Annotated in this window: 22 protein-coding genes and 2 tRNA genes; 11 read left to right on the top strand and 13 right to left on the bottom strand. The window is 64.5% G+C overall.

The annotated features are described in order from the left end of the window. Positions 1 to 290 precede the first annotated feature (290 nt). Positions 291 to 2,720, top strand: a complete 2,430-nt coding sequence (lon, locus tag QJT82_RS26915; RefSeq protein WP_028340152.1) for an endopeptidase La — start codon at positions 291 to 293, stop codon at positions 2,718 to 2,720. A 66-nt stretch (positions 2,721 to 2,786) separates the two neighbouring features. On the opposite strand, the gene QJT82_RS26910 is transcribed toward lon, so the two are convergent. The 3 genes from QJT82_RS26910 to QJT82_RS26900 form a co-directional block, all read right to left on the bottom strand. Further along, complete coding sequence (locus QJT82_RS26910; protein ID WP_028340151.1) at positions 2,787 to 3,446, bottom strand: glutathione S-transferase family protein; 660 nt, start codon at positions 3,444 to 3,446, stop codon at positions 2,787 to 2,789. Between the two features lie 133 nt (positions 3,447 to 3,579). Next, on the bottom strand, positions 3,580 to 4,791 hold the full coding sequence (locus tag QJT82_RS26905) for an MFS transporter (RefSeq protein ID WP_028340150.1): 1,212 nt from the start codon (positions 4,789 to 4,791) through the stop codon (positions 3,580 to 3,582). Position 4,792: 1 nt separating this feature from the next. Continuing rightward, positions 4,793 to 5,461 carry a GntR family transcriptional regulator gene (locus tag QJT82_RS26900; RefSeq protein ID WP_028340149.1) on the bottom strand — a complete coding sequence of 223 codons (669 nt, stop codon included), beginning with the start codon at positions 5,459 to 5,461 and terminating at the stop codon, positions 4,793 to 4,795. Between the two features lie 199 nt (positions 5,462 to 5,660). Here QJT82_RS26900 and QJT82_RS26895 point away from each other — a divergent pair, with 199 nt between their 5' ends. Together QJT82_RS26895 and QJT82_RS26890 are read left to right on the top strand one after the other, a co-directional pair. Further along, entirely contained in the window at positions 5,661 to 6,071 is a 411-nt protein-coding gene (locus QJT82_RS26895; protein ID WP_028340148.1) for a GFA family protein, read from the top strand. Positions 6,072 to 6,135: 64 nt separating this feature from the next. Further along, a tRNA-Val gene (locus QJT82_RS26890) sits at positions 6,136 to 6,210 on the top strand. A 123-nt stretch (positions 6,211 to 6,333) separates the two neighbouring features. Here the strand turns inward: QJT82_RS26890 and QJT82_RS26885 are convergent. After that, positions 6,334 to 6,543, bottom strand: coding sequence for a hypothetical protein (locus QJT82_RS26885; protein ID WP_028340147.1), 210 nt, complete (start codon positions 6,541 to 6,543; stop codon positions 6,334 to 6,336). Positions 6,544 to 6,786: 243 nt separating this feature from the next. Here QJT82_RS26885 and QJT82_RS26880 point away from each other — a divergent pair, with 243 nt between their 5' ends. From QJT82_RS26880 to QJT82_RS26870, 3 genes are all read left to right on the top strand, one after another. Next, the gene (locus QJT82_RS26880; protein WP_028340146.1) at positions 6,787 to 7,068 is read left to right on the top strand and encodes a hypothetical protein; all 282 of its coding nucleotides are present in this window, start codon (positions 6,787 to 6,789) and stop codon (positions 7,066 to 7,068) included. A 22-nt stretch (positions 7,069 to 7,090) separates the two neighbouring features. Beyond that, the gene (locus QJT82_RS26875; RefSeq protein ID WP_028340145.1) at positions 7,091 to 7,396 is read left to right on the top strand and encodes a YciI family protein; all 306 of its coding nucleotides are present in this window, start codon (positions 7,091 to 7,093) and stop codon (positions 7,394 to 7,396) included. A 77-nt stretch (positions 7,397 to 7,473) separates the two neighbouring features. Beyond that, positions 7,474 to 8,325 carry a class I SAM-dependent methyltransferase gene (locus tag QJT82_RS26870; RefSeq protein WP_028340144.1) on the top strand — a complete coding sequence of 284 codons (852 nt, stop codon included), beginning with the start codon at positions 7,474 to 7,476 and terminating at the stop codon, positions 8,323 to 8,325. Here the strand turns inward: QJT82_RS26870 and pepT are convergent, their stop codons facing one another. Then, on the bottom strand, positions 8,326 to 9,582 hold the full coding sequence (pepT, locus tag QJT82_RS26865; protein WP_028340143.1) for a peptidase T: 1,257 nt from the start codon (positions 9,580 to 9,582) through the stop codon (positions 8,326 to 8,328). Between the two features lie 167 nt (positions 9,583 to 9,749). Further along, positions 9,750 to 10,073 carry an HU family DNA-binding protein gene (locus QJT82_RS26860; protein ID WP_259171327.1) on the bottom strand — a complete coding sequence of 108 codons (324 nt, stop codon included), beginning with the start codon at positions 10,071 to 10,073 and terminating at the stop codon, positions 9,750 to 9,752. A 307-nt stretch (positions 10,074 to 10,380) separates the two neighbouring features. On the opposite strand from QJT82_RS26860, the gene QJT82_RS26855 reads away from it, so the two are divergent. Beyond that, a tRNA-Asp gene (locus QJT82_RS26855) sits at positions 10,381 to 10,457 on the top strand. Between the two features lie 116 nt (positions 10,458 to 10,573). Here QJT82_RS26855 and QJT82_RS26850 read toward each other — a convergent pair. From QJT82_RS26850 to QJT82_RS26830, 5 genes are all read right to left on the bottom strand, one after another. Continuing rightward, positions 10,574 to 11,878, bottom strand: coding sequence for a hypothetical protein (locus tag QJT82_RS26850; RefSeq protein WP_028340142.1), 1,305 nt, complete (start codon positions 11,876 to 11,878; stop codon positions 10,574 to 10,576). A gap of 158 nt (positions 11,879 to 12,036) precedes the next feature. Beyond that, positions 12,037 to 12,228 carry a hypothetical protein gene (locus tag QJT82_RS26845; protein ID WP_028340141.1) on the bottom strand — a complete coding sequence of 64 codons (192 nt, stop codon included), beginning with the start codon at positions 12,226 to 12,228 and terminating at the stop codon, positions 12,037 to 12,039. A 14-nt stretch (positions 12,229 to 12,242) separates the two neighbouring features. Continuing rightward, a complete protein-coding gene (locus QJT82_RS26840) occupies positions 12,243 to 12,443 on the bottom strand; it encodes a hypothetical protein (protein ID WP_028340140.1) in 201 nt (66 codons plus the stop codon). A 98-nt stretch (positions 12,444 to 12,541) separates the two neighbouring features. After that, positions 12,542 to 13,186: a haloacid dehalogenase-like hydrolase gene (locus QJT82_RS26835; RefSeq protein WP_028340139.1), complete on the bottom strand. Its 645-nt coding sequence runs from the start codon at positions 13,184 to 13,186 to the stop codon at positions 12,542 to 12,544. Positions 13,187 to 13,369: 183 nt separating this feature from the next. Further along, a complete protein-coding gene (locus QJT82_RS26830; RefSeq protein WP_016847743.1) occupies positions 13,370 to 13,573 on the bottom strand; it encodes a hypothetical protein in 204 nt (67 codons plus the stop codon). 200 nt (positions 13,574 to 13,773) lie between these two features. Here QJT82_RS26830 and QJT82_RS26825 point away from each other — a divergent pair, with 200 nt between their 5' ends. Then, positions 13,774 to 14,787, top strand: coding sequence for a TRAP transporter substrate-binding protein (locus tag QJT82_RS26825; protein WP_028340138.1), 1,014 nt, complete (start codon positions 13,774 to 13,776; stop codon positions 14,785 to 14,787). A 37-nt stretch (positions 14,788 to 14,824) separates the two neighbouring features. Here QJT82_RS26825 and QJT82_RS26820 read toward each other — a convergent pair whose 3' ends face one another. After that, a complete protein-coding gene (locus tag QJT82_RS26820; RefSeq protein ID WP_028340137.1) occupies positions 14,825 to 16,117 on the bottom strand; it encodes an MFS transporter in 1,293 nt (430 codons plus the stop codon). A 44-nt stretch (positions 16,118 to 16,161) separates the two neighbouring features. Then, positions 16,162 to 17,352 (bottom strand): aromatic ring-hydroxylating dioxygenase subunit alpha, encoded by a 1,191-nt coding sequence (locus QJT82_RS26815; protein WP_028340136.1) that lies wholly within the window; start codon positions 17,350 to 17,352, stop codon positions 16,162 to 16,164. A 130-nt stretch (positions 17,353 to 17,482) separates the two neighbouring features. On the opposite strand from QJT82_RS26815, the gene QJT82_RS26810 reads away from it, so the two are divergent. The 3 genes from QJT82_RS26810 (at position 17,483) to QJT82_RS26800 (ending at position 19,174) form a co-directional block, all read left to right on the top strand. Further along, positions 17,483 to 17,998, top strand: coding sequence for a MarR family transcriptional regulator (locus tag QJT82_RS26810; RefSeq protein ID WP_050384956.1), 516 nt, complete (start codon positions 17,483 to 17,485; stop codon positions 17,996 to 17,998). 214 nt (positions 17,999 to 18,212) lie between these two features. Further along, positions 18,213 to 18,578: an NADH-quinone oxidoreductase subunit A gene (locus QJT82_RS26805; protein ID WP_028340135.1), complete on the top strand. Its 366-nt coding sequence runs from the start codon at positions 18,213 to 18,215 to the stop codon at positions 18,576 to 18,578. 50 nt (positions 18,579 to 18,628) lie between these two features. Continuing rightward, the gene (locus QJT82_RS26800; RefSeq protein WP_018271859.1) at positions 18,629 to 19,174 is read left to right on the top strand and encodes an NADH-quinone oxidoreductase subunit B; all 546 of its coding nucleotides are present in this window, start codon (positions 18,629 to 18,631) and stop codon (positions 19,172 to 19,174) included. Positions 19,175 to 19,178: the final 4 nt, after the last annotated feature.

The raw sequence follows: 19,178 nt of genomic DNA, 5'->3' as shown, positions 1-19,178 counted from the left end.
GGCTGCCGGACGCTCCGGCGGCCGCGGTGGCGCAGCAGCAGCGCCCTTGCGGCGTAGCAGCAAATGCCTGTTTAGCCTATATTTCCCGACACTTCTGAGACTTGACACCCCCCCGCCTGATAGCCACCTAATGCTATCGGTGAGGGATCTCATGCGTTGAGATTCGTCGCTTCACGATGCGGAATAAGCGGCTGCTGACGGCACTCTCATTCCGGATCACCAAGGCACCTTGTGGCGGTTGCGCAAGCAGGCGGACTGCGTGCAAGGGGGCACAACAAAAGGATTAGGCCATGACGACCTCAAAACCCCGGCCAACGATCGTCCACGGCGAAAGCCACTCCTATCCGGTGCTGCCGCTCCGCGACATCGTCGTCTTCCCGCACATGATCGTGCCGCTGTTCGTCGGCCGCGAGAAATCGATCCGCGCGCTCGAAGAGGTGATGAAGAACGACGCGCTGATCATGCTCGCGACGCAGAAGAACGCGTCCGATGACGATCCGGCACCCGATTCAATTTACGAGACCGGTACGCTCGCCAGCGTCCTGCAGCTCCTGAAACTGCCCGACGGCACCGTGAAGGTGCTGGTCGAGGGTCTCGAGCGCGCGCGCGTCGAGAAGTATTCCGACCGCAGCGAATATTACGAGGCGACCGCGGTCGCACTCGCCGACACGGACGCCAACTCGGTCGAAGCCGAGGCGCTGGCGCGGTCGGTCGTGTCCGACTTCGAAAGCTATGTGAAGCTGAACAAGAAGATCTCCGCCGAAGTCGTCGGCGTGGTTCAGGCGATCACCGATTTCGCCAAGCTCGGCGATACCGTTGCTTCGCATCTCGCGGTCAAGATTGCCGATCGGCAAGCGATCCTGGAGACGTTGTCCGTCACGCAGCGCCTGGAGAAGGTGCTGGGCCTGATGGAAAGCGAGATCTCGGTGTTGCAGGTCGAGAAGCGCATCCGCTCGCGCGTCAAGCGCCAGATGGAGAAGACCCAGCGCGAGTATTACCTGAACGAGCAGATGAAGGCGATCCAGAAGGAGCTCGGTGACGACGAAGGTCGCGACGAACTGGCCGATCTGGAGGAGAAGATCTCCAAGACCAAGCTGTCCAAGGAAGCACGCGAGAAGGCCCAGCACGAGCTGAAGAAGCTGCGCCAGATGTCGCCGATGTCCGCGGAAGCGACCGTCGTGCGCAACTATCTGGATTGGCTGCTGTCGATCCCGTGGGGCAAGAAGTCCAAGGTCAAGAAGGACCTCGAGGCCGCGCAGGCGGTGCTGGACTCCGATCACTACGGGCTTGAGAAGGTCAAGGACCGTATCGTCGAGTATCTCGCGGTGCAGTCGCGCGCCAACAAGCTGACCGGACCGATCCTGTGCCTGGTCGGGCCTCCCGGCGTCGGTAAGACCTCGCTTGGCAAGTCGATCGCGAAGGCGACGGGGCGCGAATTCGTGCGCGTGTCGCTCGGCGGCGTGCGTGACGAGGCCGAGATCCGCGGTCACCGCCGCACCTATATCGGCTCGATGCCCGGCAAGATCATCCAGTCGATGCGCAAGGCGAAGACCTCGAACCCGCTGTTCCTGCTGGACGAGATCGACAAGATGGGCGCCGATTTCCGCGGCGATCCGTCGTCGGCGCTGCTTGAGGTCCTGGACCCCGAGCAGAACTCGACCTTCAACGACCACTACCTGGAGGTCGACTACGACCTGTCCAACGTGATGTTCATCACGACCGCGAATACGCTGAATATTCCCGGCCCGCTGATGGACCGCATGGAGATCATCCGGATCGCCGGCTACACGGAGAACGAGAAGGTCGAAATCGCGCGCAAGCATCTGATCCCGAGCGCGCTCTCCAAGCACGGTCTGGACTCCAAGGAATGGTCGATCGACGACGCGGCCTTGCTCTTGATGATCCGCCGCTACACCCGCGAAGCGGGCGTGCGTAACCTGGAGCGTGAGCTCTCCACACTCGCCCGCAAGGCGGTGAAGGAGCTGATGATCTCCAAGAAGAAGTCGGTGAAGGTCACCGAGGCGAATATCGAAGAGTTCCTCGGCGTTCCGAAGTATCGCTTCGGCGAGATCGACGACGAGGATCAGGTCGGTATCGTCACCGGTCTGGCGTGGACCGATGTCGGCGGCGAGCTGTTGACCATTGAAGGCGTCATGATGCCCGGCAAGGGCAAGATGACCGTCACGGGCAATCTGCGCGACGTGATGAAGGAGTCGATTTCGGCGGCGGCGTCTTACGTCCGCTCGCGTGCGATCGTCTACGGCATCGAACCGCCGATGTTCGACCGCCGCGACATCCACGTTCACGTGCCGGAGGGCGCGACGCCGAAGGACGGTCCGTCCGCCGGTGTGGCGATGGCCACCGCGATCATCTCGGTCATGACCGGCATCCCGGTTCGCCACGATGTCGCGATGACCGGCGAGATCACGCTGCGTGGTCGCGTGCTGCCGATCGGCGGTCTGAAGGAGAAGCTTCTGGCTGCCGCGCGCGGTGGCATCAAGACGGTGCTGATCCCGGAGGACAACGCCAAGGATCTCACGGAGATTTCCGATGCGATCAAGGGCGGCATGGACATCATTCCGGTCTCGCGGCTGGATGAGGTCGTCGCCAAGGCGCTGACCCGCGTGCCGGCGCCGATCGTCTGGGAAGAGGAGACCAGCAAGGTCGACGTTAAGCCCGATGCTTCCGATGAAGCGTCCGGCGGCCTGACGGCGCACTGAAGCGAGCTCAGATCGACATAAGAAAACGGCGCCTTAGGGCGCCGTTTTTGCTTTCGCTGTTCGCGATCAGGTCGGGAAGGCTGCGGCTCTGTCCGCGGCGGCAAAGTGCGCCATCTGATCGGCATGCGCTTTTGCGAAAGCCGGCCGGGCCGTGGCGCGCGCGACGTAGTCGCGACACGCGGGATATTCCGCCAGTCCGTCGAAGCGGTCGACCAGGCGCAGCACATCCGCCATGAGAACGTCGGCGACGGAGAACGGCCCGGCCAGCCATTTGCGGCCCGTCAGCACCGGCTCCATGTGCCTGAGCCGGGATTGCAGGAAGCCGTCGAAGCGTGTCCATGCCGACGTGCCGCCGCTCTCGCCCGAGAATACCAGGAGCGACCAGGGCAGGCTCGCCATCTCGACCGAGTTGAGCGCTGCGAACAGCCATTTCAAAGCCTCGTTGCGTTGGCGCGGATCGGTCGGCAGCAGCGCGTCGCTGCGCTCGCCGAGATGCAGCAGGATCGCGCCGCTCTCGAAGATCGAGATGTCGCCGTCGGTCAGCCACGGCACCTGGCCGAACGGCTGGTGCGCGAAGTGCTCGGCGCTCCGATCGCGAAATGGCACGCTCGCAACGCGATACGGCAAGCGCGCCTCTTCCAATGCCCAGCGCACCCGGAGGTCGCGCACAAATCCCCGCGGCATCTCCGGAACCCAATCGAAGGTGGTCAGCGTCAGGTCGGCCATTGGGTATCTCCATTTGCTGGCTTCACAGGCAAAAGGACGAACGAATGGCGCGCGTTCCGACACCCCGACGGGCTTTTTCGTCGTTGCGGTACGGAACGATCGAGTTGCCGACGTGGGTACGCCGGCGCCGGAACTAGTCTTTCCTCTCGACGATGAAATTGCCGATCGCGCCGAGTGCCATCAGCACGCTGGTGCCGAGGAACACCGCGGGCATGCCGATATGGCCGCCGATGAAGCCGCCTGCGAGCGGGCCGATCACCTGGCCGGCATATTGCGCCGAGATCGAATAGCCGAGCATGCTGCCGGTGACCGCATCGGGCACGTTGTGCCGGATCACGCTCGCGATGCAGGGCAGGAGGCCGCCGAGCGCGAGCCCCATCAGGAAGCGGAGCAGGATCAACTGCCAGCCGCTGACCACGAAGGCCTGCGGGATCAACAGCAGCGCCGAGACAGCAAGGCAGATGGTGATGATCCGCCAGTGGCCGACCCGATCGGCCAGCTTGCCGAGATGCGAGGACGACAACAGGCTGCCGAAGGCCGCCGCCGACATCACGAGGCCGGCAACGAACGTCACCTGCGGTGTCTCGACGAGCTGCGCGACATAGACCGTGATGATCGGCTCGATCGACATGTTGGCGACCATCAGCAGCAGGCCCGTTCCCCACATCGCGACGACAGGGCGCTTGTCCGGGACCAGCGACCAGCCGCCACGCGCCTTGCCGCCTTTCGCGGTCTTCGGGCGTGCTTCCTCTCGGATCAGGAACGTCGTGCCGAGGAAGGTGAAGAAGATGACGCCGCCGATCAGGAAGAAGGTCGCGCGGATGCCGATCAGCCCCGGCAGCACGCCGCCGATCAAGGGACCGACCAGGCTGCCGGCCATGATGCCGGCCGACAGCACGCCGATTGCCCAGCCGGACCTCGCTTTCGGCGTCTGCGCCGCGACCAGCACGGTCGAACCCGACGCGTAGCCGCCGAGCAGGCCGGTCAGCAGCCGCAGGCCGACCAGCTCGTAGACATTGTCCGCCACGCCGATCAGCGACATGGCGATCGCCATGCCGAGGCTGGCGCGGATCAGCATCAGCTTGCGGCCGTAGCGATCGGCGAGTCGTCCCCACAGGGGGGCCGTCAGCGCCGCGCTGAAAAAGGTTGCGCCATAGGCGACGCCCGACCATTGCACGATCGCGGCGTGATCGGTCACGCCGAGCTGCTCGACATAGAGCGGCAGGAACGGCAGCAGCAGCGTCATCCCCACGATTGTCGTGAAGGAGCCGAACACGCAGACGATCAAATTGCGTTTCCAGGGGCCCGCGTCGAGCAGGGCTTCGCGATCGACTTCGATGTTCATGTTAGCGCAGCCCGATCACGGCGAAGCCGCGCGCGCGCAGGCCGCGGCGATCCTCGTTGAGCGAACGCAGCAGGCGATCGCGGGTATCGGTGATGTGGTCGGCGGCCTCGCGCGCGGCGGCCTCCGGATCGTTGGCCTTGATGAAGCCGAGGATGCGCCGGTGCTCGCGCCAGGCCTGCTCGCGCGACGGCTCGGTCCACACTTCCAGCCAGCGCGCCCGCGACAGCCGGGTCATGGCGCCGGCGATTGCCTTGACGATGAAGGGATTGCCGGAGAGCCGCGCGATCTCGACATGGAAATCGGTGCCGACCCGGTGCCATTCCTCGCGCGGCGCGCCGGACTGGCAGGCATCCAGCATTTCCTCGACGCCGGCGATATCGGCCGCACTCGCCCGCGCGCAGGCGAGGCGGACGGCCGTCGTCTCCAGGGGAATCCGGAACTCGGCCAGCGCCTCCAGCTCACCGAGGTCGATCGGTGCGACGATCCAGTTGCGGCCGTCGCGACGCACCAGCTCTTCGCCTTCGAGCCGGACCAGCGCGGCACGGATCGGCGTGCGCGATCCCTCGAACCGGCTCTCCAGCCAGCGCTCGGTCAGCCGCTCGCCGGGGCCCAGGTCGAGGGACAGGATCATCTCCCGGAGCTGGTCATGGATCTGAAGCATCTGCGACATGGCGCCGTCCCTTGGCCGCCCCTTGGCGGGCACGGAATCTCGGTCAGCTTTTGTATCCCGATTTGGTATCCCAAACAAGGCGGGTACGGGATACCGGCGTTGCTCCGCCAAGGGAGGCAGCGGGCCGAGCGCCGGAGCCCTGGACGATGGAACCGCGCCCACGGCGGCTGCTTTGTTTGACGGAATTGGAGCGCGCCACATGCGTATCGACGGGCAATGCCATTGCGGGGCTATCATCTATCAGGCCGAGATCGACCCCGAACGGGTCTCGATCTGCCATTGCACAGACTGCCAGGCGCTGACCGGCTCGCCCTACCGCGTCACGGTGATCTGTGGCGCCGAACGGGTGCGGCTGACCGCAGGTGCGCCGAAGCTCTACAGCAAGCGGGGCGACAACGGCCGGATCCGCTTCCAGCATTTTTGCGGCGATTGCGGTTCGCCGCTGTTCACGAGCGGCGAGGACGGCGGGCCCGACGACTGGGGCATCCGCTGGGGCAGCATTCGCCAGCGCGACCGATTGATCCCGCGACGCCAGGTCTGGTGCCGCTCCACCGCGCCATGGATCAATGATCTCAAGGAATTGCCAGCGCGACCCAAGGACTGGAGCTGACAGATTGAGGCGTTTGCGACCTTGCGCCCTGAGGGCTGGCGAGGCTAAAGAGGCGCGCTGGCAAGGGCGGTTAGCTCAGCGGTAGAGCACTGGTTTTACACACCATTGGTCGGGAGTTCGATCCTCTCACCGCCCACCATTCGCGACCCTCAGACGAAGCCTATCGAGCGGCCCAGCCGTCCGGACGAGTGGGCATGCTTCTCCCGATGATTGGGAGATTGCATCGGCGCTTGCCCGTTGAGGTAAAGGCGCTGGATCCAGCCTATGGCTGAAGCATTCTGATGGTCGCGATCGGCCACTTCCCGATGTGGCCCTTGATCGAGATGCGCAACCCATGAGATTCGTCCAGAAACACGCCCTCGATGGTCCCTGCGGTTCCATCGGTGAGAACCGCGGCTCGTCCGACCAGCTCGGCCTCCGCTTGCACATGCTCGCGCAGGATGACGGTGGCGCGGTGTTTCACGAGCTGCAAAGCGGCCTCTGGTTGATGAGCCCTACGGAGCAAGCCCATTGCACGGCTCTCGGTGAACGCGTGGAGAGGGCGCGATCCCGGCCGTGGCGTGGATGGGGTGGCCGGGACCGCGCTTGCTCCGCGCTGGCGTGGCAAGTGTCGTTCGATGGCCGATTGCGCGAAAGGTGCCGAAAGTCACGCGCTCAGGTTTGATGCCGACGCTGCAGCGATGCTATTCTGTCCGCCTAACCGGGAACTTGATGCATGCGCAAACTCGCCGCGATTTTTCTTCTCACGATGATTGCCGGACCCGCATTCGCACAGTCGGATCACGTTCAGCGCTATCGCGAAGAGGTCGAGAAGTCGCCGGCCGATGTGGCCAACGAAGCGCGGCAGCAGCGTGCCTATCAGCGTGCGCTCAGCGGTGTGCCGGATCAGAAGCCGACCGATCCCTGGGGCATTGCGCGCAGCGACGGGCAGGGCGCGCCCAAGGCGAATGCCGCGAAGCCGAAGCCGGCCAAGCCCACGAGCGCAGCCGCCAAATAATCTCCGAGCGCGGATCGGGTCGATGAAATACTACGTCTGCAAATTGACCGGACCGCGCCCGACCTTTCCGCAGGACATGACGCCGCAGGAAGCCGCCATCATGCAGGCGCACGTCGCCTATTGCGGCGAACTGCTGCAAGCCGGCAAGGCGCTGGTGTTCGGGCCGGTCGCCGATCCCGCCGGCGTCTGGGGCCTCGGCGTGCTGCAACTGCCTGACGACGCCGATCCGCAGGAGATCGTCGCCAACGATCCCGTCACCAAGGCCAATGCCGGATTCACCTATCAGGTGATGCCGATGCTGCGCGCCGCGACGCGCGAGAGCTGCTAGGGCATGATCCGGAAAAGTGCGAAGCGGTTTTCCCCAAACATGAGACGACAGAAGCTTCCTGAGAAGGTTTGGATCGCATGAACGCAGGCCACCCGCAAAACGCCGATCAGATCGCATACTGGAACGGGCCGGGCGGTCAGCGCTGGGCCACACGGCAGGCCGCGCAGGACATCGTGCTGCAACCGGTGCTCGACCTCCTGGTCGATCGCGCCGCGCCGAAAGCCGGCGAACGCGTCGTCGATGTCGGCTGTGGCAGCGGAGCCTCGAGCTTTGCGCTGGCGGCCAAGGTCGCGCCCGCTGGTCACGTGCTCGGCGTCGATGTCTCGGAGCCGATGCTGACGCGGGCGCGGCAGAGCGCGCCGCAGGGTTTGCCGGTCGAGTTCGCGCTGGCCGATGCGACCGTCTATCCGTTTGTCAGCGAGAGCTTTGATCTGTTGGCCTCGCGCTTTGGCGTGATGTTCTTTGCCGATCCCGTGGTGTCGTTCGCCAATCTGCACAAGGCCATGAAGCCGACGGGCCGTCTCGCCTTCGCCTGCTGGCAGGAGCCGCGCGAAAATCCGTTCTTCATGACGCCGCTTGCTGCCGTCTACAAGCACGTGCCGAAACTGCCGCCGCTCGGGCCCGAGGATCCCGGCCCGTTCGCGTTCGCCTCCGAGGCGCGGGTGAAGCGGATCCTGGGCGAAGCCGGGTTCTCCGGCATTGCCATGGAGCCGTGCCGGATTGTGCTCGATGTCGCGACCGGGCGCGGCATCGATGCCGCGATCCAGGGCGCGCTTGAGATCGGGCCGGCCAGCCGCGCGCTGGAAGGGCACCCAGATGAGGTGCGCGCTACGGCGATCGCCTCGATGCGCGAGGCGCTGGCGCCGTTCGTCAAGGGCGATGCGGTGCTGCTGCCCGGCGCGATCTGGATCGTGACGGCGCGGGCCTGATCAGGCCTTCTCTTCCCAGATCATCGCCAGGTGCACGATGGTCTGCACGGCCTTCTCCATGTCCTGCCGGCTGACCCATTCGAGCCGCGAATGGAACGCGTGCTCGCCGGCGAAGATGTTCGGGCAGGGCAGTCCCATGAAGGACAGCCGCGAGCCATCGGTGCCGCCGCGGATCGAGGTCTTCACCGGCGTGAGGCCGGCGCGCTCGATCGCCTCGATCGCATAGGCCACGATCTGCGGGTGGCGATCGATCACATCCTTCATGTTACGGTACTGCTGCTTGACCTCCATGCGGTAGGTCGAGCGAGGATAGCCTTTCATGACATCGTTCACGATGTCTTCCAGCAGCGCTTCCTTCTGCTTCAGGCCGGCCTCGGTGAAATCGCGTACGATGAAGTCGATCCGCGCGTTCTCCAGCGCGCCCGAGATCGCGACCGGATGCAGGAAGCCTTCCTTGCCCTCGGTAGTCTCGGGCGAGCAGGTGTCCTTGGGCAGGCGATCGACGATCGCGGCGGCGATCTTGATCGCGTGCTCCATTTTGCCCTTGGCGAATCCCGGATGGGTCGCGACGCCTTCGATGATGATGCTGGCGCCGTCGGCCGAGAAAGTCTCGTCCTCGATATGGCCGGCGGTCTCGCCATCCATGGTGTAGCCGAAATCGGCCCCCAGCTTCTTGATGTCGACCTTGTCGACGCCGCGGCCGATCTCCTCGTCCGGCGTGAACAGGATCTTGATGGTGCCGTGCTTGATCTGCGGATTGGTGACCAGGAAATGCGCGGCATCCATGATCTCGGCAAGGCCCGCCTTGTTGTCGGCGCCGAGCAGGGTGGTGCCGTCGGTGGTGATGATGTCGTTGCCGATCTGGTCGGCCAGCGCTTCGTGCTCGGCGGGGCGGATCACCTGCGAGGCATCGGCGGGAAGCACGATGTCGCCGCCGCGGTAGTTCTTCACGACCTGCGGCCTGACGTTCTTGCCGGTGCAGTCGGGGGAGGTATCCATGTGCGAGCAGAAGCAGATCACCGGCACCGTCTTGTCGGTATTGGCCGGGATCGTCGCATAGACGTATCCGTGCGGATCGAGATGCGCGTCGGATACTCCCATCGCCTGCAGCTCGGCGACCAGCAGGCGCCCGAGATTCTTCTGCTTCTCGGTGGAGGGGCAGGTCGGTGAATCCGGGTCGGACTGGGTATCGATCACGACATAGCGCAGGAAGCGCTCGGTGACGGTGTGCTTGAAGTCGAGAGCCGGTGCCAGCATGAAAACCGCGCAAAAACAGGGAAAAGGAACAATGCGCTTTGGCGAAGTTGGTTCGCGCGAGCAAACCCCCGTCAAGGCGAGTTTCGAAGGACAATAACAGAAAAGCGCCACTCCGGGGCCGCGTCACGAGCCGGAATGGCGCTTTGCCTTAACGGAGAGAGAAGGCGCTAGACGGCTTCCTTCAGCTCCTTGGCGGCGCGGAAGGCGACCTTCTTGCTTGCCTTGATGTGGATCTGTTCGCCGGTCGCCGGGTTGCGGCCCATGCGGGCGGCGCGCTTGCGGACCTGCAGGATGCCGAGGCCGACGATCCTGATGCGCTCGCCCTTCTTGAGGTGCTTGGTGATCCTTGTGACCATGTCGGTCAGGATCGCCTCGGCCTGCTTCTTGGACAGCTCCTGCTCTTCGGCGATGGCCGCCGCCAAATGCTTCAGCGTGATCGTCGCCGGTGTCGCTGCTTTCTTCGCCATGTCTGGCCCTCCTCGTTGCTGAATGGCTGGATTGCTGCTTTCACGCGAATGGCGCGCCGTTCGCGTCGGGAAAGTGCGTCCGGACAAGTCCTGAAAACCGCCGGTTCCGGGAACGGGCAGCGCCGGGCCGGCCACAGGAAACCCAGACGTATCAGGCCTTATTTGATTCGGGGCTTCGCTGACTACGCCGTTTCCCCTGAAAACAGGCGACAACTCGCGCCGGCGCCGCGAAAATGCCGACGCTGTGCAGGGATCCGCAACGTCCTTGACTAACCGGATGCGGGCCTTTATGCCCTCGGTCCTGCGCGGATCAATCCGATGATCGGCATCCGCGGGAGTAGCTCAGTTGGTTAGAGCGCCGCCCTGTCACGGCGGAGGCCGCGGGTTCGAGTCCCGTCTCTCGCGCCATTCATTTCAATGACTTAGCAGCGTGTTTGGCCCGGAACCATCGGACCCTCAGGGCCGGTGCCGTAACGAGTTGGTTGCTCTCCCTGTTCACTGCACTTGGCGACTGTCACGACAGCTCAGGACGCCGCGAGGCCGACGGCGCCGACCGGTTGAGCGGCCTGCTCGGGCCTGACGGATAATGCCGTCCGCTGTTCGGGCGTCAGCCACCACAGCAGGAACAGCAGCGCTATGCCGTTCGACAGCAGGCCTGTCGTGAGCGGCACGTTCATGATCGCCTGAACTGCGATGCCGGACGAAACCGCAATGAAGCGCGGCGACAGGTGCTTTGAGACCATCGATCCCACCGACAGGATCAGGCCGCAGACAAGCGCCGACAGCGGGGCGAGCGCAAGACCGACCGACGCGATGCCCTCGGTGGCGAGGAACGACGCGTTGAAATTGCCGTCCTGATAGATCGCTCCGAGGGTCGGGCCGAGCTCGCCGTACGGGCAGGCGGTCATGTATCGCACGACGGTGATCTGGCAGAACCGGGTGAGCTCGCGGTGCGCGAAGAAGTCGGCGTATTGATCGAGGGCGAGCGACGGGATCGCGACGAAGCGCAGATTGATGGCGCTGAACACGATGTAGTTCTTGTCGGCGACGAGAATGACGAAAGCCGAAAGGCCGATGAGCATCGGGATCAGAAATGCGAGCACCGTGGCCAGCCGCGGGTCGAACCGGCCGTACAGCCAGAACAGAAACGGCAGCCAGATCGGCAGCAGCAGCACGGTCTTGTTGTTGACGACGGGATAGAAGCAAAGCGCAAGCAGCAGCACACCGGCCGCCGGAATCCATCGCCTGCGGGATGCGAAATGCGCGAACAGATAGGGCAGGACTGCGCCGATCATGATCCCGGTGAGATAGTTCATTAGCGCCGGCCGCACGACGGCGGTGCGGGCTGCGCCATAGGGATTGCCAAGATTGGCCCCGTAGGAGATGTCGCCGACCAGCACGGAGAAGCACGACGCCAACAGCAGAATCGCGATGCGCTTGACGGCCGTTTCGGACAAATCGGGCCGCCAAACCGGGATATTCTGCAGCATCAGAGGGATCATCGCGGCGGCCAGCGCGGCGATCATGGCCCAGCGGGCGATGGCGTGCGGATAGTCGAATGCGCTGAAGAAGCTGAGCCAGACGAAGCCGAACACGGCTGACAGCAGCGAGAAGCCCACCAGATAACCGAAGCTGAACCGTGTCGCGACGAACGCCGGGACGAACGCGACCATGATGGCGGTGCCGAGGACGGCCTGCGCGGTGATGCCGGATCGCCAGACATGCATCGCCGGGAATGCGTGCCCGCAGGCGATCATCGAGACGACGCTGAGGACGAAGAACCCGGGGATCGTGACCCCGATAACCAGGTCATCGCGCGCCAATGTCATCGGTCCGTCCGAATCCGAAATGCTGCCGGGCAGCTAGCCGGTCGGCCCTGGACGAAGCAAGTAAAGCAATATCTCGGTCTGTGTTGTTATGTTTCTGCTTGGCGATTCGTCACCGCGACGCCTTATTGAATTCACAGAACGGCAACACGTTGTCTTGATCAGGCAAAGAATGCGGCGACCGCGTTGAGGTCGGATTGTCCCGGCGCATCGCCGCGCAGATTGGCGTCGATCACGCGGCGGCAGGCGTCAACCGTGTGGGTATCGCCCAATTCGTTGGCGGCCTCGAGGATCGACCAGACCGTGTCCAAGGGAACGTCGCTCTGCACGGTTGCCTTCGGGTCTGACAGCATCGGCGGGGCCGCGGTTAGAATTCGAACAGGTCGCGGCCGTGCCGCGCCAGGTTGTGCAGGTCCGCCACCGTGCCGCGCACCGCGTTGCAGCGGCGGCATTCAATGATGGTGTCGCCGGATGCGTGCGCCGGATCGGCGACCTTGATCGCCAGACTGCCGCAATCCGTGCAGATGATCTTGAAGCCGGTTGAAATTACTTGCCGCTGCAAATTCATTGTGGCCTGCGCCTCTGTTGACGCCGACCTTAACCGAACAACTTTTAAGACTGGGGTCGCGGAGCGGATTGCAATCGAGCGACCGCGTTAGGACGCGATTAAGACTTCGCTGCGGCCGCGCGGCCCTGCAGATGCAGCGTCGGCCTGCCGAGCCCGGCCGCGACGGCGCGCACGGCATCGCGGGCATTGACGGTGATGATGCCGGCAGCGTGGGCCCAGACCGCGAGGTCGGAGGCGCTGTCGCCGGCGTAGATGAAGCCCCCGGGAAATGTCTTCAGCAACAGGTCGGCCTTGTTGGCGCCCTTGAGATTATGTTGGCCGTCGGAGGCGAGCACCTGGTCGATCCAAGGCAGACGCGACGCCAGCTTCTGTGCGAGCAGCGCGTCGGCCGCGGTTGCCAGCACGATGCGGCGGCCGGCCGCGTTCTCGCGCTCGGCCAATGCGACGACGTCCTCGCGCAGTTCGATCCGGCTCCAGTCGATGCGCTGGCGCTGTGCGAGCCGGCGCTTCAGTGCCGCGCGGCCGCGCGTCAGCCAAACGGCGCATGACACGGCGATCAGCGGATTGCGGCGCAGGATCGAGAAGAAGCTCAGATAGAGCAGGTCGCCCGTGATCAGCGTGCCGTCGAGGTCGAGCACCAGCGGCAGCGATGCCGGGAGGCCGAGCAAAGGGCGCGACCCGTCGGTACGGGAAGCATCCTGCGGCTTCGCAATGTTGTCGCCGGCGAGGCAAGGCTCAGTCATTCGCGGCGCTCAGCCGGGTTGCGACCTTGCACACGTCGATCGCGCGCGCCCCGGTCTCGGTGGTCCAGCATCGCCGTAGCCGAACTTGCTCGCAAAGGCCACACCATCCTGGTCCGAGCTCGAGGACCAACAAAAAAGGCCGCCCGAGGGCGACCGTTTTGTCTGCCGAAGCCTGAATGCGTCTTAGCGGACCGTCGAGGTGCCCGAGGAGGTAATCGCGACCGGCTTGCCGGCCTTGATGACCTGCGTCGTCTGGGCAGTCTGGGTGAAATCCGCGTTGTTCCGGGCCGAGATGCCGAGCGCCGCAATCCCGATCGCCGCAACAAGGGCAACCACCACAATCTTGAGATGGGTCGCGCGGTCAGCTGAATGGATCGAGTGGTTCATGGTCGCCTCCGGGCGTCTGTGCGCCGTCTATGGCAGGTACTGGTAGGCCCCATCTGTTTCCGGATCGTTTCGTGAGTTCCGGGAAATGGTTTCGTGCCACGGGCGGATTGGTTTCACCGTGCCTTGCGTCACACTGGCGGCCGGCTAAAACTGGCCGTGAGCGCGGACATGCGCTTGGGAGAAAAACAATAATGAAAACAATGAGAATGACCCGCCGCCGGGTGCTGGGAGCCGGTTCTGCTGCAGTTGCCGCCACGATGTTTGGTAAGCCGGCCCTTGCCGCCGCCGAGTTCGATCTCAAGCTCGGCGTCAACACTCCGGAAACCCATCCGCTAACAATGCGCCTGACTGAGGCCGCCAAGGCGGTCGGCGCGCAGTCGTCCGGCCGGGTCCTCATCACGGTGTTCGCCAACAGCCAGCTCGGCGGCGATCCGGAGATGCTGTCGCAGGTCCGGGCCGGCGGGATCGAGCTGTTGGCGGCGCCCAGCATGACGCTGTCGACGCTGGTGCCGCTGTCGGGGCTGCCCAGCATCGGCTTTGCCTTCCAGTCCTACGACCAGGTCTGGGCGGCGATGGACGGTGGCGTCGGCGACCTCGTGCGCGAGGCGATCACCAAGACCGGCGTCGTGCCGCTGAAGAAGGTCTGGGACAACGGCTTCCGCCAGATCACCTCGTCGTCGAGCCGGCAGCTCAACAGCGTCGACGATATCAAGGGCTTCAAGATCCGCGTGCCGGTGACGGCATTGCTGACGTCGCTGTTCTCAGGGCTCGGCGCATTGCCGTCGAGCATCTCCTACAGCGAGCTCTATTCGGCGCTGCAGACCCACATCGTCGAAGGGCAGGAGAATCCGCTGGCGCAGGTCTCCACTGGAAAGCTCTACGAGGTGCAGAAATTCTGCGCGCTCTCGAACCATTGCTGGAGCGGTTACTGGATCCTCGGCAACCGCCGCGCGATGGCGGGTCTGCCGACCGATCTGCTCGAGCTCATCAAGGCCGCGTTCGACGCCGCGGCGGTGAAGGAGCGCGCCGATCTGGTCGAGATGGACCGCTCGCTGCAGGCCGAGCTGACCGAGAAGGGCATGACCTTCAACAAGCCCGATCCCGTGCAGTTCAGGGCCGCGTTGGTGAAGGCTGGCTTCTACACGCAGTGGCAGAAGACCTATGGCGCGGACGCCTGGTCGGCGCTGGAGAAGTATACCGGGAAGCTGACGTGAGCGCCGCCTGACGCCACGCGCGGGTTCGGCTGAGGTGCTAGCTCGCGCGCGCGATGTCGGTGCGGATCGCGCGCGCCGCCCACACGAACAGCAGGGCACCGAGCGTCGTCGTGAGCGCGGCCGACAGCAGCGAGTAGCGAACCGCATCGACGCCGTAGGTGCCTTTCAGCTCGTCGTTGATCATGCCGACGGCGAGGGGGCCGACGCCCTGGCCGAAGCAAGTCGCGGTCAGCAGCACGATCGCCGAGGCCAGCGCGCGCATGCTGGGTTTTACCACCGTCTGCGCGATCGCGAAGATCGGGCCGAGATGAAAGCCGACCATGAACGAGGTCAGCGCCAGCGTCGCGACCATCAGCGTGAAGCTTTGCGTCAGCATGCACAGCGCGAACACCGGGCCGGCGAGGCCCGACATGATCGCGGGCGCCCACAGCTTCCAGCGGTCGTCGCGACGGCCGATCTGCGCCACCACGAGGCCGCCGATCAGCGTGCCCGCCATGCCGGCGAGACCCTTGAAGGTGCCGGCATAGGTGCCGATCTCGGCGCTGGTGAGGTGATGGATGCGCGCCAGGAACGGCGGGATCCACACCGCGGTGGCGTAGTTGGTGTAGGTCGTCAGACAAAAGCCGACCAGCACGATAACGAAGCTCGGCTGCGATACCAGGAAGCGCAATGTCGGCCCGATCGGCTCGGCCTTGAAGGTCTCGGCCATTGCGCCGCGCTTCGGTTCAGTGATCGTCAGCCACAGCACGGCGGCGAGCGCGATGCCGGGCAGGCCCGCGGTGAAGAACGCCATCCGCCAGCCATAGTGCTGGTTGACATAGCCGCCGATGAAATAGCCGAGGAAGACGCCGAGATAGGTGCCGATCGCGTAGATGCCGAGCGCGCGCGGTCGTTCATTCTTGTCGAACAGGTCGGCGATCATCGATTGCGAGGCCGGCGTTCCCGCTGACTCCCCGATTCCGACGCCGACCCGCGCCAGCGCCAGCGTCGTGACGCTGGAGGCGAGGCCGCAGAGATAGGTCATGGCGCTCCAGAACGCGAAGGCGACCGCGACGATGTTGCGGCGGTTGAGGCGATCGGCCATCCGCGCGATGGGAATGCCGAGTAGCGAATAGAACAGCACGAAGCCGAACCCGGCGAGCAGGCCCATAGTGGTGTCGCTGAGCGTGAACTCCTTCTTGATCGGTTCGATCAGCACGTTGAAGATGGTGCGGTCGAGGAAGTTGAGGGCGTAGATGATCGTGAGCAAGGCGAGGACGTAGTAGCGGCGCGCCGAGGGCGCGGCCGCAGCTTGTATTGGCGCGGCCGCTTGCGGTGCGACATCGACCATGACTTGCTCCCCCGATCTTCTTTGTTGTTGCTTGCGCGCGGGCTTTACGCCTCGCGGATGTAATTCCCTGCCTCGAATTCGACCGGCCTCGTGTCGGCGTCGAACGACACCCCGATCGGGTCGCGGCCGCTGGCCATGGCCTCGAGCTGGTCAGAGAGCATCCGGCGGATCATCAGGATGCCGCGGTCGCTCTGGCCAAAATGCTCTTCCGAATGGATCGTCATCGGCCCCTGGCCGACCTGGGCCTCGTAGTCGCCGGGGAATTGCTGGTGCTCGGCCTCGGTCATGTCCCACCAGAACTTGCCGTTGAACTTCGAGCGCATTCGCCCGATATCGCCCGCGTTCTTGACCCGGCCGGCGACGTAGATGCGAAACGAGGTGTCGTCGATCGGCAAGGTCCAGCCGATCGATTCGACGCGCGCGAACTGCGCGACCCGCGGATTGGGCACGACGCGGAGTGTGGGGAGGGCGGCCTCGGTGACGCGGTAGAACACCTTGCCGTCGTCCTGCCTGCGGATCGAACGCACCGCGACCCCGCGCGGCGACATCTCGAACTTCACCTCGGGCATCGAGGCCATCATATTGGTGAACTGCGGCCCTGAGAACGAGCCGTGCAGCACCGGCACATGATAGGGGTCGGCGACGTTTTCGAAATGCTGCAGCCAGTTGCAGGGGATCACGGCAGGGCCGCCGCCGCCGATCGAGGAATCATCGGCCTCGACGAACTCGCCGTCGTCCATGTTCTCCAGGCACTCGTAGCGCGGCAGCACCGGCCGTTTCTCGGCCGGCCCCATATAGGCGAAGATCAGGCCGTAGCGTTTCTGCACCGGATACCAGGGCTGGCGCACCCTGTCCTTGAACAGGCCGCCTTCGGGCTCGCAGGGTTGTTCGAGGCAGCGGCCCTCGGTGTCGAACTTCCAGCCGTGATAGCAGCAGCGGATGCCGTCTTCCTCGACCTTGCCGTAATAGAGTGTGGTGCCGCGGTGGCAGCAGCGCGCATGCAGCAGACCGACCCGGCCATGCCGGTCGCGGAACAGGATCAGGTCTTCGCCAAGCGCGCGGACTTTTCTGGGGATATCGGTGGCGTCACCGGTGAGGCCGACCGGGTGCCAATACCGGCGCAGCAGCTCGCCCATCGGCGTGCCGCGGCCGACCGAGGTGAGCTCGGTCCGGGTGCTGGACGGCTTCATCGCATAGGCCGTGCCGAGATCGCGGTCCCGCTGGCTGATCGTCATGTTGTCCTCCCCGCCGCTGGTCTGGCGCCGGCGGCTGATCTATCGTTGACCAAGTCAACGATATGTCGATGACAATGTCAACGATCTCGTTGAACTTGGCAGCGCGCGGCTTTGTTGGCAGAGGTTGGTGATGACCGAGAAGCTCAGGACTGAGAGGGCCTTGCCGCCGGAGGCCGTTGTCGATTCCGAACTGGCGCCGATTACCGCGATGATGTCGTCGCGGCTGATGGTGCTGGCGAACCTGCTCAGGCGCGGCGCGATGCTGCGCTACAAGCGCCTGACCGGCCTGTCCTCGGTCGAGTTCGGCCTGGTCGCCTCGCTCGGCCGGCGGCCGCCGATGAGTGTGGTGCGGCTCGCCGAGGCCGTCGGCATGGACAAGGGGCAGATCAGCCGGGCGCTCGCCGAACTCGTGGCGCGCAAGCTGGTGGCGAAGGCGGCCAATCCGCGCGACAACCGGGAGACTTTAGTCTCTCTTACCAAGGCCGGCCTGGCGGCTCATGATGCCATCGTGGCCGGCGCGCAGGAGCGAAACCGGCGCCTGCTGGAACAGCTTGCGCCGGGGGATCTCGAGCTGCTGCTCGGACACATCGATCGGCTCACCCTGACCGCCGCCGAGATGCTCGCTGCCGAACGGGGGCTGGGCTGATATGGGAAGAGCGCAGGGCACAGGATGGCCGTCGCGGCGTTACCCATGGAGGCAAGCGCATCCGCCTGATGAGGCCAAGAGCCCGCGGGAAGGACGGTAAAAGCGTCAAAATAGCTTGTCTTGCGCCCCCTGTTGCGCTGCGCTAAAGCCTCAAGAACAATTCCAATCAACGAATCTGCGGCACGTCCGAAACCGCAGCAAGAAGGCCTCGCCGATGACCGGCATCCTGCAGAATTATCTCCCACTTGTGGTCTTTGTCGGAGTTGCGAGCCTGATCGGTCTGGCGCTCCTGATCGCACCGTTCCTGGTCGCGTTCCAATCGCCGGACCCGGAAAAGCTGTCCGCCTATGAATGCGGATTCAACGCTTTTGACGACGCCCGCATGAAGTTCGACGTCCGCTTCTATCTGGTGGCGATCCTCTTCATCATCTTCGACCTCGAAGTGGCGTTCCTGTTCCCCTGGGCCGTGGCGTTCGGAAAGCTCGGCGCCACCGGGTTCTGGTCGATGATGGTGTTCCTGGCCGTGCTGACGGTCGGGTTTGCGTATGAATGGAAGAAAGGCGCGCTCGAATGGGATTGAGCCCCACCGCCGCAACCTCCCAGCCGGCGATTGCCAAATCTGAGATCGCCATGGCTCCGAAGGGGATTCTTGATCCGTCGACCGGCAAGCCGGTCGGCGCCAATGATCCGTTTTTCCTCGAGGTCAATCACGAACTGTCCGACAAGGGCTTCTTCGTCGCCGCGGCCGATGACCTCATCACTTGGGCGCGCACCGGCTCCCTGATGTGGATGACCTTCGGTCTCGCCTGCTGTGCGGTCGAGATGATGCAGGTCTCGATGCCGCGCTATGACGTCGAACGCTTCGGCTTCGCACCGCGCGCCTCGCCGCGGCAGTCCGATGTGATGATCGTTGCGGGCACCCTGACCAACAAGATGGCGCCCGCGCTGCGCAAGGTCTACGACCAGATGCCGGAGCCGCGCTACGTCATCTCGATGGGCTCCTGCGCCAATGGCGGCGGCTACTATCACTACTCCTATTCGGTGGTGCGTGGCTGCGATCGCATCGTGCCGATCGACATCTACGTGCCGGGCTGTCCGCCCACGGCGGAAGCGTTGCTCTACGGCGTGCTGCTGCTGCAGAAGAAGATCCGCCGTATCGGCACCATTGAACGCTAAGGTT

The organism is Bradyrhizobium sp. Mp19 (assembly GCF_029952935.1).
Taxonomy (GTDB): domain Bacteria; phylum Pseudomonadota; class Alphaproteobacteria; order Rhizobiales; family Xanthobacteraceae; genus Bradyrhizobium; species Bradyrhizobium elkanii.
Note: the sequence above shows the minus strand (reverse complement) of the source record. Positions and strands in the feature narration are given on the sequence as shown.